Origin of the sequence: Microvirga sp. (genome assembly GCF_014699075.1) — a bacterium.
GTDB lineage: Bacteria > Pseudomonadota > Alphaproteobacteria > Rhizobiales > Beijerinckiaceae > Microvirga.
In genome coordinates this window covers 1-14,743 of record NZ_JACXAB010000034.1, presented here as the reverse complement: position 1 = coordinate 14,743, position 14,743 = coordinate 1, and the positions used below count along the sequence as shown (strand labels likewise).

The following is a 14,743-nucleotide window of genomic DNA, read 5'->3' as shown; positions in this document are numbered from 1 at the left end:
CGTCTCTTAATGGCACATCTCGGAAGTAGGCCATAGGTCGGATTCTGGCAGGAACAGCGGACGTTCCTGAAAGGCAGGCGAGAGTCTCTGCCTGACCCATTACAGACCTCTGACGAAAGCAGCTTAGCGAAGGTTGCCGCCGCTAAACTGATCGTTTGTGCGAAGAACCTTCAAGCATTCCGCTCTGCATAGGATCGTGCCAAAACTGCACATACCAAGAGTTGGATTTGGTGGAAGAGCATCAGCGGGAGAATGATGGCTCCGATCATGCTTGCGGGGAAGAGAATGCTAGCGATGGGCACGCCGCTGCCAAGGCTCTTCTTGGAGCCGCAGAAGACAAGAGCGATTTCATCCCGTTTACTGAACCCGATGAGCCGGCTGGCCATGGTCGTTATGATGAGAACGGCGGCCAGAAGGCAGCAGTTGAAGAGCACAAGCAGGAAGAGATCTCCCGGCTCCAACTGGGTCCAAAGGTGATTGATGGCTGCTTCGCCGAAGGCATAATACACGACCAGGAGGATCGCCCCGCGATCGACGACCACAGTCAGTGTACGGCGACGCTCCAGCCATTGACCGATCCAGGGTCGCATCAGGTGCCCGGCAACGAACGGGACGAGGATCTGCACGACGATTTGGCCGATGGCACTCACGGAAACGCCGCCCTGCGTCTGCATGAACAGCCCCATGAGAAGCGGGGTGAGGACCACGCCCAGAACATTAGAGGCCGATGCGCTGCACACGGCCGCGGCGACGTTTCCTCCCGCAATCGATGTAAACGTGATGGAGGATTGGATGGTGGAGGGAAGAAGGCAGAGGTAGAGAATTCCCAATCCAATGCCCGGTGCGAGATACGATTGCAGATAGGTCTGCGTGAGCAGACCGAGAATCGGGAACAGGATGAAGGTGGCGGCGAACACCATCAGGTGAAGGCGCCAGTGGATGGCTCCCTGAATGATCGCCTGCCTTGAAAGACGGGCTCCCTGGAGAAAGAACAGGAGTGCGATGGAGCCGACGATGACCATCTTGAGGATAGGAGCCGCTGCACCGGTCGCGGGCAGAGCCGTCGCGGCGATGGCTGTCGCCACGAGGGCAAGGGTAAAGCGGTCGGGATACAGTAGGGAGCGAAAGGCCATCGAATATGAGCTCCGGATGCGTCTCTTAGAGTCGATGGCTGAAGAACCGTGCGTCCTGTCCCCGGCGGAGCTTCATCAGGGCTGATGCCTCCTGCAGTTCAAGATCACTCATCCGGATTTCCTGCCCCTTGGGGATCGAGTTCGCCAGTCGGCAATCGGCAGCAAGGTAGAACGGGGCAGGGGCGATCATTGTGAGAGGCGACGCGGGCCGGAACTCGGCGGTCACCCCGGAAATCGTGTGATGATGGCCTCCCATCGAGAGAACCCGCCCTGCCGGCAGGTCCTCGGTCGCCACGGCGATGAGGTCGTAACGCGGCTGGTAATCAGATCCGTAGCCCGACGTTTGATGGATCGCCGCGTCGAGAACGCTTGTGGCGGCTTCGAGCCCGAGCAGATGCCGTGGCAGGAACACCATGGCGTTTGCTCCTGTCCGGCTGACAATATGCCCCTTCTGAGCCAGCATGTCCCAGCTCTTCGCATCGTCGCAGCGAATGACGACGAAGACGCCGCCCGCGAAGCTGATTTCATCGGGCTTGCGCAGGCAGTGGAACACATCGAGCCGCCGGTCGCCCGTGAGGATGCCGCCATCAGCACGATGTGAGAAGATAGTCGGGACCTCATTGATGCGTGCGAGTGGCGCGTGAAGATCTAGACGGTCGGGCTGCAGACCGGTGGCGTTGGCAACCACCATGAGTTCGCACAGGTCCGGCACGGCCCTTTGCGGGAAACCCGCAATGGCTTTGTCTCGGGCCGCCAGGATCTCGCCGACCTCCCGGTCGCCAAGAGTCCAATGATGTTCCAGGCCCACATTCTCCGCAGAGCCTTCGTTGCTGGCGAGGCGGCCAGAGGAGGGATCGAAGACGAAATCGTATTCGCTGGACTTGCCGGCGGCGACCAGATGAAAGCCCATGACCTCGGCCCAAGTGGCAAGGCCGATGAGGAGGCTTGGTTGGTCGCCGTCAACCGTCGTGACGACGCGGCCGCGTTCGGCGGCCATTGCCTTGAGGCCAGGCCCAACGACGCTGTCGAGTTCCTTCGTCACGAGTGCAAGGTGCTTTTCGGTCTCGACTGCGATCAAGGCGTGGCGGGCTGCTGCCTGGGGCTGACCGGTCGCTTCGACCGCCACGTCAAAGGGTAGGTCGGAAACGCATGCGAGATCATTGGTTGCGATGTAATCACCGCGCTCCCATGCTGTCTTTGCATCGCGAGCCGACTCACACACTTGGATCTTGCGGGAATCGATGCCGGCAGCCCTCAACCCTGCTGCTGCACTCTCAACTGTGAGATCAACGGCAATGCGCGCATTCAATAGGGGGACGCGTTGAGCCTGGGCAAGGAAACTCTGGCCGAAACCGCCGGTGCCTATGACGCAGGTCTCCACGGGGCGATCCGCCGTCGCGTAATAATCGTGATAGTTCATTGCGCATCTCTCCCCTTCCGGCAGCGCCCGCCACCGGTTTGTTGTGCCGCTGAATGTTTAGTTCCTGCGAGCCTCAGCCCTAGCGAAGCATCTTCCAGGCCTTCAGGAAGAAGTCCGGAGTTCCGAAATTGCCTGACTTGAGTGCAAGTGCGAGGTCGTTCCCTGCCAGTGAGCGGGTCCAGGGGACGCCTGGATCGATCTCAGGCCCGATTGCAAGCGCATCGATATCGAGAGCATTCACGACCGCGCCGGAGGTTTCGCCCCCGGCGACGATGAGGCGGGTGAAGCCGAGCGCCGGAAGCGCTTTCGCAATTTCAGCAAGGGTGTTTTCAACGATCTCGCCCGCGTTCATCCGTCCGAGCCTGCTTTGAACGGCCTGAACTTCGTCAGGATTCGCCGTGGAGTAGATCAGAGCTGGCCCGTTTCCCGGCTGCGACTTCAGCCAGTCGAGAGCCATCGGTGCGGTCATGATTCCGGAGGCGAGGTCCAGGGCATCGAGCCGGAGAGCGGGAAGTCCTGCATCGAGGGCCGTTTTGACTTGCTCCCTCGTCGCGCTGGAGCACGATCCGGCAAGGATGATACTGCGGCCGGCGGGGGCCCCGAAGCCTGTCGAGGACGAGGGTGCTGTCAGATCCTCGCTCTGCCGATAGGCCGCAGGCAAGCCCATGGCGACACCCGACCCGCCGGTCATGAGAGGAAGGTCGGCGGCAGCGAGGCCGATGGCGCGAAGGTGCGGATCGCTCAACGCATCGACGATAACGATCCGATGGCCTGCCGCCTTTTCGCGCTCGAAAGCGAGGCGAATGGCGTCTGGCCCGGCTTCCACATCCTCATAGGAAACCAAACCAACCGGGAGCTTCGTCTGCCGTTCCAGAACGCGCACGAGGTTGGAATCCCGCATAGGAGTGAGCGGATGATCCTTCATGCTGCTTTCGTGCAGTGGTACGCCGTTCACGAAGAGGTGGCCCTTGTAGACTGTACGGCCGTTGGCCGGAAAGGCCGGGCAAGCAAGGGTGAAGTCGCTTTCCGTAAAGGCAAGGAGCGCGTCCGTGACCGGCCCGATATTACCCTCGTCTGTGGAGTCGAAGGTCGAGCAGTACTTAAAGAACAGATGCCGCGCTCCGCCCATTCTGAGAGATTTCGCCGCGGCCAAAGACTGCGCAATGGCGTCTTGCGCGGGAAGCGTCCTGGATTTCAGGGCTACGACGACGGCGTCCGCACCGGATAGGTCGAGATCCGCTCGCGGGATGCCAATGGTCTGGATGATCCGGAGCCCTTCGCGGGCCAGCATGAGAGCAAGGTCGGTTGCCCCTGTCAGATCATCGGCGATGCACCCGAGCCTCATACCATGGCTCCCCTGTTGTCGGAGGATTGGTCCTGTGTCCAGACTGAAAGCCAGCCGAGACCTTCTTCCGTCCGCCCACGGGGCTTGTACTCGGCGCCGATCCAGCCGTTATATCCCAGCCGATCAAGGGATCTGCAGATATCGCGATAGTCGATCTCGCCTTCATCCGGCTCGGCCCGGCTCGGGACTGCGGCGATCTGCACATGACCGATCAGATCCAAGAAGTGCTTGAGCCGCCGCGTCAGATCGCCTTGCATGATCTGGGTATGATAGCAGTCGAACATAATCTTCACGTTCCCGCGGCCGACCTGATCAATGACCGACGCGGCTTGCTCGACGGTGTGAAGAAAGTATCCAGGCTTGTCCCGATGGTTGATCGGTTCGATCAGAACCGTCATGTCGGCCCGGGCGGCCGTGTCAGCGGCAAGCTTCAGGTTCGCAACGAAAGTGCGCTCGGCGGCCGAGGCGGCATTGCCGGTGACTAATCCGGACATGCAGTGAACTGCCGTTGCGCCGATAGCGTGCCCGTAGGAGATAGCCTGATCGAGAGCCTGCTGAAACTCGCTTTCGCGGCCTGGCAAAGCTCCAAGCCCGAAATCGCCCGCTGTGGCATTTCCGACCGGGGTGTTCAACCCGAGCATGGTGATCTGACTACGGCTCAGGGCGCTGCGCATCTCGACCGCCGGTACCTGATAAGGCCAGTGCATTTCGACGGCTTCGAAACCTGCTGCGGCTGCGGCCGCAACCCGTTCGATTTCAGAAACCTCAGTGAACAGAAAGCCAAGATTGGCCGAAAAACGGGGCATCGGTTCATCCGCACTTATGGGAATTGTGATGAGGCGCGGAGCAGCATTCCTGAGAGCTTCTGGATGACTCGTCCGCAATCGCCTCATCCAAGTTGAAATGAGTCACCAGATCCCTCACCTGTGCACGGGTCAGCAGGCGAGGGTTGAGGCCGTGAAGGAGAAGATGCAGTTTCGCGGTCTCTTCGAGTTCCTCAGTGGCATAAACCGCAGCCTCCAGATCCTTCCCGGCGACCACCGGGCCGTGATTGGCCAGAAGCACGGCGCTGTATTGTCCTGCGAGACCACGGATCGCATCCGCAACGGCGGCATCCCCTGGCCGATAGTAGGGGACGAGAGCGGTGCGCCCGACCCTCATGACATAGTAGGCCGTCATGGGCGGCAGTGCATTGTCAGGATCAATATCGGGCAGCATCGAGACGGCAACCGAATGGGTGGAGTGCAGATGAACGATCGCGCCTGCATCCCTGCGAGTCGCATAGAGAGCGGTGTGCAGAGACAGCTCCTTTGTCGGCGCATCACCTGAGACAAGACGGCCATCCGCATCGAGCTTGCTCAGACGGGCCGGGTCGAGAAAACCGAGCGAGCTGTTGGTCGGTGTCGTCAACCAACCTCCGTCGTTCATGCGAACCGAGATGTTGCCGGAGGACCCGGCGGTCAGACCACGTTCGAAGAGAGAGCGCCCGAAAAGGCATATCGTCTCGCGAAGCCGGCTCTCATCGTTCATGTCGAGGCCTTTGAAAGTTCTGGTGCTGGAAGGGCAAACTGAATGGACGCGGCGGTCAGATCGCGTTGCTGACACGCTCCCAGGTTTTTTCCATATGGGCGGTCAGGATCTTCGACAGCTGGTCGGCATCGCGTGCTTCCAGGGCATCGATCATCTCTTCGTGATCGGCAACTGCGCCGGCCCATTTTTCAGGTCCCTCATTGCCGATGTAGCGAATACGCTTCAGGCGAGCCTGCAGAACGTTATGCACCGAGACCAGCGCCTCGTTCTTGGAAAGGCGGAGAATGGCCGAGTGGATGCTCTGGTTCAGCTTGAAATAGGGCAGGCGGTCACGTCTCTCGTACATGTCCATCATGCGGTCATGCAGCTGCCGGACCTCGCGGATTTCAGCGTCCGAGGCGTGCTCGCAGGCCAGTCGTCCTGCAAGGCCTTCAAGATTGCCGAGCACGATCAGGCTGTCATGGACGTCCTTCGCGGAGAATTGGCGGACCACAGCACCCCGACCGGGTGACAGTTCCAGCAACCCTTCGCTGACGAGAAACTTGAGAGCTTCCCGTAGCGGTGTTCGGGAAACGCCCAGCATTTTGCCGAGGTTTCCCTCGTGGAGCCGGGTCCCCGGAGTAAGCTCACCTTCAATGATCATGTCACGCACCCGGGCCACGATGGCGTCGTGAAGCGTCGGGCGGGCGATGGGACCGCGCGAATCAAAATCGTCGATCAGCAGGGCTGTTGCCTCAGATGCCATGGCTCATTCCGTTCTTTGCCGTCTTTCACAAAGCCTGACGCGGTTTGTTCCTCCTATACAACCTTTTCCTGAATCGCCGCAAACAAAATTCTGTATGCAGCATACTTGTGTACGAAATTTAGGACTGTTAACGTCCTTACGTCATTCCGAGAAGAGGTTGCCGTGAGCGCTCAATCGCCATCGATCCCGTCAGCAAAGCCGACTGTCGCATTCGCCATGGGCGATCCGGCAGGCATCAGCCCTGAGCTGGCTGCCAAGCTCATCGCGGCCGATGAGTTCCGTTCCAGCGCCGATCTCGTGATTTTTGGCGATCTACGCATTCTGGAGCAGGGCGCCAAAGTCGCAGGCGTTGGGGTTGATGTAGACATCGTTGCGTCGGAGGGCGCGATCCCGGCGCACTCGACCCGCCCAGCCTTCATCGATCTCAAGAACCTCAGTCCGGATCAGGTCGTTCACGCCACGGCCACGCTCGAAGGCGGCGTTTTCGCAACCGAGAACTTCCGGAGCGCCCTGCTGCTGGCCCAATCTGGTTGCGCGGACGCGGTGTTCTTCACGCCCTTCAACAAGAAGGCCATGCGTTTGGCCTATGAGGGATACGACGACGAGATCCGCTTTGTACGCGATGTGCTCAAGACGTCGGTGGCGGCAAGCGAATTCAATGTTCTGGGAAAGACCTGGAATGCCCGCGTCACCTCGCACATTCCGCTGTCACAGGTCGCTTCCGCCATTTCGGAGAAGGCGATCCTGCGGTCACTCACGCTGGCGGATCAGTGCATGCGCGCCGCGGGTTTCAATCCGCCGCGCATCGCAGTCGCAGGTCTGAATCCGCACGCAGGTGACGGCGGCAATTTCGGCACGGAGGAAATCGACGTCATCGAACCGGCCGTCCGTCAGGCGCAGGCGCAGGGCTTCACCGTCGAAGGGCCGTTTCCGTCGGATACTGTCTTCCTGCGGGCCAAGAACGGGGACTTCGATGCGGTTCTCACCATGTACCATGATCAAGGGCAGATCGCGATGAAGCTGATGGGCTTTGATCGTGGTATTACATTGATCGGCGGCTTCGAATTCCCGATCTGCACCCCGGCTCATGGCACCGCCTATGAGATCGCCGGGCGCGGCATAGCCAATCTTGGGGCCAGCCGTGAGGCGCTGTCGCTTGCCATCCGCATGGGGACCGAGGTGCGCGCCCGCCGCTCCGAGGTCGAGCAGCCCAAGTTGTCGGCTGTCAATTCTTAAAATGCCAGTTCCAAGAACCGACGCCATCGGTTGGAAACATCACAGGGAGGAAGAACGATGCTTAAGAAGACTTCATGGTTGATCGCTACTGCCGTCACGATGACACTCGGCGGCGTAGCGCAGGCGGACTGGAAGCCAGCGAAACCCGTTGAGTTCATCGTTACGTCGGCCCCTGGCGGGGGCACGGACAACTTCGCCCGCATCGTGCAGTCGATCATTGCCAAGCACAAGCTGATGGAACAGCCCATCGTCGTGACCAACAAAGGCGGTGGAAGCGGCGCGGAAGGCTTCATCTACACGAAGGTTGCGACCGGCGACAGCCATAAGCTCACCTTCGGCACGAACAACGCCTATCTCCTGCCTTATGTGGCGAAGCTCGCCTATAAGCCAGATGAGTTGACCCCAGTGGCGGCGATGGCCCTCGACGAGTTCCTGCTGTGGGTCAAGGCGGACGCGCCTTACAAGGACGCCAAGAGCTATATCGAAGCGGTCAAGGCAAAGCCCGACACGTTCAAGATGGGTGGCAGTCAGTCCAAGGATACGGATCAGACCCTCACCAGCCTGATCCAGGATGCCACGGGCGCCAAGTTCATTTACGTTCCCTTCCAGGGCGGCGGTGCAGCCGGTGTGCAGCTTGCCGGCGGCCACATCGACTCGAATACTAACAACCCGAACGAGAATGCGGGTCAGTGGAAAGCTGGAGCGATCACCCCGCTCTGCGTGTTCAGCCCGACGCGCCTGCAGGGTGGCGTCAAGGTGACGGCCACCATGGGCTGGTCGGACATCCCGACCTGCAAGGAAGCCGGCATCCCGATCGACCAGTTCCAGATGCCTCGCACCGTATGGCTGCCGGGTGGCGTTCCTGCTGACGCAGTCACGTTCTATGCCGATATCCTCAAGAAGGTGAGCGAGACGCCCGAGTGGAAGGAGTACATCGAGCGCACGTCCCAGACTGACCGCTTTCTGGCCGGGCAGGACCTGAAGACCTTCATCGCCTCCGACGACGCCAAGAACCGCAAGGTCTTCGAACAGGAAGGCTGGATCGCCCGCTAACTGGCGCGAACCCAGGGCTGACGGATTTTCCTCCGTCAGCCTCTTTTCCATGCGCTGCTCATCAGACCGGGATGGACACCATGATTTCTCGTTATACGGCTGAGATCGGAACTGCGACCCTGACTGCAGGCCTGGGACTTGCTGCTGTGGTCGGCGCTCTCGAATTCGGAATCGGCTGGGGTGATGCAGGACCAGAGCCAGGAGCTTTTCCGTTCTATATCGGCCTGCTGGTCGTGGCCACCAGCCTCGGGACTTTGATCCAAGCGACCGTCGGCCGACACGGATTGCAATCGGTCTTCCTTCATAAGGAGGAGGCCAAGCGTGTGGCATCGTTCTTCCTGCCGATGCTGGCCTTCGTGGTGGTGGCGCGGCTCCTCGGCCTGTATGTTGCGACGGCGCTCTATCTCGCTGTCGTTATGTGGGTGCAGGGCAAATACCGGCTCGTCATATCCGTCGCCTCAGGCATTGCTGCGGCTATCATCTTTTATTTCGCGCTCGAAGTCGCCTTCCAGGTTCCTCTCCTGAAGGGGCCGCTCGAAGCTGCTCTGGGCCTCTACTAGGCTCAAATCCTGACGGAGACAGGTCGTGGAAAATTTCGCATCACTCCTTCATGGCTTTGGCGTCGCGCTGACAACCTACCACGTCATGCTAATGATGATTGGAGTGCTTCTGGGAATTCTCGTCGGCGTTCTGCCGGGCCTCGGGGCTCCCAATGGCGTCTCGCTGCTGCTGCCGCTGACCTTCACCATGGATCCGGTCGCTGCAATCATCCTGCTCACCAGCATGTATTGGGGAGCGCTCTTCGGCGGATCGACAACCTCGATCCTCTTCAACATTCCAGGCGAACCGTCATCCGTTGCTACAACGTTCGATGGTTATCCCATGGCCCGGCAAGGGCAGGCGACGCAGGCGTTGACCCTCGCATTCCTGTCGGCCGGCTTCGGCGCTCTGGTGGGCGTGATCCTAATCACCGTGCTGTCGACATGGGTGGCGAAATTCGCCCTTCGCTTCAGCTCGCCGGAATACTTCGCCGTCTATTTCCTGGCCTTCGCTAGCTTCATCGGACTTGGCGCCGCATCTCCGTTCAAAACTGTCGTATCCATGGGCCTCGGATTTGCTTTCGCGGCGGTCGGCATGGACACGGTCTCAGGCGGCCTGCGCCTCACCTACGGATTCAACGAGCTTCTGTCCGGCATCAGCTTCCTCATTGCGGTCATCGGCCTGTTCGGCATCGGCGAGCTCATGCTCACGATGGAGGAGGGGCTGCGCTTCGACGGTATCCGGGCGCGGGTCAAGATCCGTGATGTCTTCAAGACCATCGCAACCCTGCCGCGCTACTGGGTGACGCTCCTCCGCAGCGCCGCTGTGGGGTGCTGGATGGGCGTCACCCCGGGTGGGCCGACGGCCGCTTCGTTCATGAGCTATGGTCTGGCCAAGCGCCTCTCCCGCCGTAAGGAGGGTTTCGGACAGGGTGAGCCGGAGGGCGTCGTGGCTCCGGAGACGGCGGACCACGCTGCCGGAAGCAGCGCGATCCTTCCCATGCTCGCCCTCGGTGTGCCCGGTTCTGCAACGGCAGCCGTGATGATGGGCGGCCTGATGATCTGGGGCCTCAATCCGGGACCAATGCTGTTCGTCGAGCGGCCGGATTTCGTCTGGGGTCTGATTGCCAGCATGTATCTCGGCAACATCGTGGCGGTTCTCATGGTGCTTGCCACCATTCCGCTCTTCGCCTCGATCCTGCGTATTCCTTTCGCCATAATCGGACCCGTGATCGTCGTCGTGTGCTTCATCGGCGCCTACACGGTCGCTGGCCGTCCGTTCGATCTTTGGCTGGCCCTGGCCTTCGGTGTTGTGGGATATCTGTTTAAGAAGCTGGATTATCCGATTGCGCCGCTCGTTCTAGCGATGGTGCTCGGCGATAAGGCAGAGGATGCTTTCCGCCAATCCATGATCATGTCCCGAGGATCGCTCTCGATCTTTTGGTCGAACGGTCTCGTCACGACGCTGATGCTGATCGGATTGGCTCTTGCCTTCGGACCGTTGCTGAGCAGCGCGCTCGGCCGCCTGATGAAGCCGAAGGCCTCATCCGCGGTCGCCTGAGTCCGATGTTCAAATGGTCCGCTCAATATCCGGGCGGGCCACCTTGAAGGAGTTTTCGATGATGGCATCCATCTCTGCCAGTGTAGCGTTCCTTGGCATCGGGCTCATGGGCTCGCGCCAGGCAAAACGATTGCTCGACGCCGGCTATCCGCTGACCGCTTGGAACCGGTCACGCGAGAAAGCTGAGGCTCTTGCGGCTTCTGGTGCTCGCGTGGTGGATGCCGCGTCCGAGGCCGTGAGCAACGCTGACGTTGTGATCCTCATGCTGGAGAATGGCAAGATCGTCACGGATGTGCTCTTCTCACAAGGCGTGGCAGGGACCCTGCGGCCAGGGACCATCGTGGTTGATATGAGTTCCATTAAGCCCGCCGAGGCACAGGAGCATGCGAAGCATCTGAAGGAGCGGGGCGTCCATCATATCGATGCGCCTGTTTCCGGTGGCACACTTGGAGCAGAGCAGGGGACATTGGCTATCATGGCTGGCGGCGAGGCCGAGATCTTCAGCCGTGTCGAGCCGATCCTGAAGTTCATGGGCAGACCTGTTCATGTGGGACCGCACGGAGCAGGGCAACTCGCGAAACTGGCTAACCAGATCATCGTCGGCGTGACCATCGGAGCCGTTGCCGAGGCACTTCTGCTGGCCCAGCGGGGCGGCGCCGATCCGGCCAAGGTGCGTGAGGCTCTTCGTGGGGGATTTGCCGAAAGCCGCATTCTCGAACTTCACGGTCAGCGCATGGTAGAGCGTGATTTTGTCACGAAAGGCCGCTCGGTCACGCATCTCAAGGATCTCGACAATGCTCTGGACGCTGCGGAGCGGATCGAGCTTGATGCTCTGCCTTACACCGCGCTGACGGCGGACCTATTCCGGGGTCTCATCGAGAATGCGGGCGATCTCGATCACAGCGGACTCCTTACAGAGCTGGAACGCCGAAATGCCATCGAAGTCTAAACAATCGTGTGGCTTAGTCCCAGCAGTTCATCAAGCCTCGGCGAGCGGAAGTGCCATTCGAAATACTTGCACTTCATAGCCGCGCAACGTCGGCTCTTTAAGCGATCAGTGGAGGAGTCGGATTGCCGATGGGACTATAGACTTAGGTCTCGTGCAGAACATCGCTAGCATTCAAAGTATCCACGGCGCGAAGGCTGTGAAGGGCGAGTAGCGTCTACTTGGTGCGAGGCTAAGCACGGCGATTGGTCAGCTTATGGCACTCCTGAGACGTAATCGCTTGGTCTGCTTCGGCAGGCATGAGCCGACGTTCGTTGGGCGATCGGAAGGTGAAAGGTTGACCCGAAAGAGACCCTCTTAGCCCGGACCTTGTCACGTTAACCAATATCAGGCGCATTGAGGCCAATTCGGCCATCTCTCCGGCTCATGAAGCGACATTGGTTACAGCTTTCCATTCCGCTATGGCGTTGAGGCGGTGGAGATGGGTGGCGAGAGCGGAGCGGCGGGAGCGGGGTGGGACGAACAGGTTTCTGACGGCAGAGAAGATCGAGGTGAACCTCTGCAGGCTTCCCGGTGATCGAAAGCCCTGCATCATCCGCTCCCGCCGGCGCAGCGGCAGATGCGAATTCTCCGCCCGGTTATTCAGCCCCTTATGCGAGCGATGCTCGATCCTCGGCATGATCTAACGCCGAGCGGCAGCATAGGATCCCAACTTGTCAGTGATCATCCGCCGCGGCGAGGAGCCCTGCTTCTTCAACAGACGCTTCAGCAAACGCTTGGCGCTCTTAGTGTTGCGGCGCGTCTGGACGATCTCATTAAGCACATAGCCGTCCTGATCAACTGCTCGCCAGAGCCAGTGCTTCTTGCCAGCGATGGTGATCACAACCTCATCCAAATGCCAGATGTCGCGGGGGCTTGGCGTCTTGCGCCTGAGGCGGCGCGCATAGGGCGGCCCGAACTTCAAAGCCCAGCGACGGACGGTCTCGTAAGAGACAACGATACCACGCTCAAGCAGCATTTCCTCGACGAGCCGCAGGCTCAATGGGAACCTGAAATAGAGCCACACCGCGTGGGCGATGATCTCGGGTGGGAAGCGGTGGCGCTTGTAGCTGACGGGATTGGTCATGGCGGACCGTCTACGCGGCCCGCTCTCATAGTCGGGTTAATGTGACATCACCCGATACGATGGCAGAAAGCCCGTCCTGGTCGACCAGAAGGCTGCGGACAATCTTCTCGAAGGTGCTGCCCTTGCCGGCGGGAACGATCAGGCCAAAGGTCTTCATGAGGCCTCGGATCTGGTTGGAGAGCTCGGTGCAGATCCGCACCAGCCGGGTGCGGGCCGCCACGAGCGTGCGGGTCAGCATGCTGTCGAAGCCTTTCACCCGCACCTCACGGAAGAACCCGACTTCCGCCAGATGGGCCAAGCCATCGGCATCATTCACGTCGGTTTTGTTCGCTGCCATGTCGAGTGCGGCTTTGGCATGGCGTGCATCGATGCAGATGGCCGGAAGCCCCTCGGCGCTCAGCGCATGATAGAACCACACCGACAAGGGGCCGGTCTCGAAGATCACCCGCTTCGCAGACGGGGCACGTTTGCGGATCAAGTCAGCAATCAGCTTGGGATCGGAAGGGCACTTGCCGCGCCAGACGCGCTTGCCGCCCCGGCGGATCGACACCGCCGTCTCTTTCATCGACACGTCGAGCCCGATATAGTCGTCCATGGCTGTTCTCCATTCGATGCCTGGGCCCGGCTTCCCGTCGTGAGGCCCGTTCTCCATCTTATCGGGAAACAGCCACCGGCTTCCATGAGCGTGACTGGTTTGTGTGGGGCGACTCGCTCCCGCGATTACCCCATGTGGACGCTCCCTGCTCACCGGCATCAAAGTGCCAAAGGCTGGTCGTCATTGAGAGGGCCACAAAGGGAGGGAGCGTCCGCTATGCAGATAACCACGATCGGGCTGGATCTGGCCAAACACATCTTCCAGGTTCACGCCGTTGACGAGACGGGCAAGGTTGCCATTCGCAAACGCCTGCGCCGATCCGAGGTGCTATCGTTCTTTGCGGGCCTGAGCCCTTGCTTGATCGGCATGGAGGCCTGCGCGACCTCCCACCACTGGGCCCGGGAGTTGATCAAGCTCGGCTGCACGGTCAGGCTGATGCCGCCGGCTTACGTCAAAGCTTATGTCAAACGCGGCAAGACCGATGCGGCTGACGCGGAGGCGATCTGCGAGGCGGTCACACGTCCGAGCATGCGCTTCGTGCCGGTCAAGTCGGCCGAGCAGCAGAGCGTGCTGATGCTCCACCGCATGCGGGCTCTGCTGATCCGCCAACGTACCATGCTGGTCAATGCCTTGCGTGGGCACTTGGCCGAACTTGGCATCGTCGTCGCTCAAGGGATCAACCGCGTCCGCGAGCTGATCAAGCTCATGACCGACGACAGCGCCGATGCCGTATTGCCGCCCCTGGCCCGCCGCGCTCTGGCACCGCTGGTGGACCAACTTGTCGATCTGCAGCCGCGGATCCGAGCTCTCGAGGCAGAGTTGCTGGCTTGGCACCGGCAGAGCCAGGAGAGCCGGAGGCTCGAAACAATCCCGGGCGTGGGCTTCATCACCGCCACAGCTCTTGCAGCTACCGTGACAGATCCATCCCAATTCCGCTGTGGTCGGGAGTTTGCCGCCTGGCTGGGACTGACCCCGCGGCCGAACTCATCCGGTGGTAAGGAGCGGCTGGGGCGCATCTCCAAGATGGGTGATGGCTACTTGCGTACACTGCTGGTGGTCGGCGCCACCGCAGTGATCCGTTATGCGCGCACAAAGACCGCGGCGGATACAGCTTGGATCAACAGCCTGCTGGCCAGGAAGCCAGCCCGGCTTGCGTCAGTGGCCTTGGCCAACAAGACAGCCCGCATCGCATGGGCGGTGTTGGCGAAGGGAGAAGTCTACCGGGCTCCCGTGCCTGCTGCTTGAGCACTGGCCCGGGCTGAGATCTTGAGTTTGGAAAGGGTGATGATGGCGTGATGCAAACCGGTCGAGCCGGGATCAGGCAAACCCGAGGTACTGTCAGAGCTTCGAGCTCGTCAACTTGTCAGGAGCCTGATCTGCGGATTTCATCAGGGCCAGCGGTCAGATGGGCCGCACCAACAGGCCGTACACATGACTTATGTGGACGGCCCCCGCCTCGCAAGGGTGTTGGACAGTGTTTTGATCGGATCGCTTGCGGTCATATGTCCGGCCTG

General features: G+C 60.5%; 12 protein-coding genes and 2 pseudogenes. 6 read left to right on the top strand and 8 right to left on the bottom strand.

All coding sequences use genetic code 11. From position 1 onward, the window contains the following. Positions 1 to 170 precede the first annotated feature (170 nt). The 6 genes from IC232_RS24655 to IC232_RS24630 all read right to left on the bottom strand — a co-directional run bounded on the left by IC232_RS24655 (position 171) and on the right by IC232_RS24630 (position 6,173). The gene (locus tag IC232_RS24655) at positions 171 to 1,133 is read right to left on the bottom strand and encodes a bile acid:sodium symporter family protein (RefSeq protein WP_190847604.1); all 963 of its coding nucleotides are present in this window, start codon (positions 1,131 to 1,133) and stop codon (positions 171 to 173) included. A gap of 25 nt (positions 1,134 to 1,158) precedes the next feature. Then, positions 1,159 to 2,553 (bottom strand): NAD(P)H-dependent oxidoreductase, encoded by a 1,395-nt coding sequence (locus IC232_RS24650; protein ID WP_190847603.1) that lies wholly within the window; start codon positions 2,551 to 2,553, stop codon positions 1,159 to 1,161. Positions 2,554 to 2,632: 79 nt separating this feature from the next. Further along, complete coding sequence (gene otnK / locus IC232_RS24645; RefSeq protein ID WP_190847602.1) at positions 2,633 to 3,898, bottom strand: 3-oxo-tetronate kinase; 1,266 nt, start codon at positions 3,896 to 3,898, stop codon at positions 2,633 to 2,635. Then, positions 3,895 to 4,704, bottom strand: coding sequence for a hydroxypyruvate isomerase family protein (locus IC232_RS24640; protein WP_190847601.1), 810 nt, complete (start codon positions 4,702 to 4,704; stop codon positions 3,895 to 3,897). Before IC232_RS24640 ends, otnK begins: the two co-directional genes overlap by 4 nt. A 4-nt stretch (positions 4,705 to 4,708) precedes the next feature. Further along, entirely contained in the window at positions 4,709 to 5,428 is a 720-nt protein-coding gene (otnC, locus tag IC232_RS24635; RefSeq protein ID WP_190847600.1) for a 3-oxo-tetronate 4-phosphate decarboxylase, read from the bottom strand. 55 nt (positions 5,429 to 5,483) lie between these two features. Further along, on the bottom strand, positions 5,484 to 6,173 hold the full coding sequence (locus IC232_RS24630) for a GntR family transcriptional regulator (protein ID WP_190847599.1): 690 nt from the start codon (positions 6,171 to 6,173) through the stop codon (positions 5,484 to 5,486). Positions 6,174 to 6,389: 216 nt separating this feature from the next. Here IC232_RS24630 and IC232_RS24625 point away from each other — a divergent pair, with 216 nt between their 5' ends. From IC232_RS24625 to IC232_RS24605, 5 genes are all read left to right on the top strand, one after another. Beyond that, the gene (locus IC232_RS24625; protein ID WP_190847632.1) at positions 6,390 to 7,409 is read left to right on the top strand and encodes a 4-hydroxythreonine-4-phosphate dehydrogenase PdxA; all 1,020 of its coding nucleotides are present in this window, start codon (positions 6,390 to 6,392) and stop codon (positions 7,407 to 7,409) included. Between the two features lie 57 nt (positions 7,410 to 7,466). Further along, positions 7,467 to 8,462: a Bug family tripartite tricarboxylate transporter substrate binding protein gene (locus IC232_RS24620; RefSeq protein ID WP_190847598.1), complete on the top strand. Its 996-nt coding sequence runs from the start codon at positions 7,467 to 7,469 to the stop codon at positions 8,460 to 8,462. 80 nt (positions 8,463 to 8,542) lie between these two features. After that, positions 8,543 to 9,022, top strand: coding sequence for a tripartite tricarboxylate transporter TctB family protein (locus tag IC232_RS24615; protein ID WP_246812387.1), 480 nt, complete (start codon positions 8,543 to 8,545; stop codon positions 9,020 to 9,022). A gap of 25 nt (positions 9,023 to 9,047) precedes the next feature. Then, positions 9,048 to 10,562, top strand: a complete 1,515-nt coding sequence (locus tag IC232_RS24610) for a tripartite tricarboxylate transporter permease (protein WP_190847596.1) — start codon at positions 9,048 to 9,050, stop codon at positions 10,560 to 10,562. 61 nt (positions 10,563 to 10,623) lie between these two features. Beyond that, a complete protein-coding gene (locus IC232_RS24605; protein ID WP_210335492.1) occupies positions 10,624 to 11,511 on the top strand; it encodes an NAD(P)-dependent oxidoreductase in 888 nt (295 codons plus the stop codon). Positions 11,512 to 11,932: 421 nt separating this feature from the next. Here the strand turns inward: IC232_RS24605 and IC232_RS24600 are convergent. Together IC232_RS24600 and IC232_RS24595 are read right to left on the bottom strand one after the other, a co-directional pair. After that, positions 11,933 to 12,634: pseudogene (locus IC232_RS24600) on the bottom strand (IS6 family transposase). A 55-nt stretch (positions 12,635 to 12,689) separates the two neighbouring features. After that, positions 12,690 to 13,229: pseudogene (locus tag IC232_RS24595) on the bottom strand (transposase); the annotation flags it as partial. 216 nt (positions 13,230 to 13,445) lie between these two features. Here IC232_RS24595 and IC232_RS24590 point away from each other — a divergent pair. Further along, the gene (locus tag IC232_RS24590) at positions 13,446 to 14,474 is read left to right on the top strand and encodes an IS110 family transposase (RefSeq protein ID WP_190847594.1); all 1,029 of its coding nucleotides are present in this window, start codon (positions 13,446 to 13,448) and stop codon (positions 14,472 to 14,474) included. Positions 14,475 to 14,743: the final 269 nt, after the last annotated feature.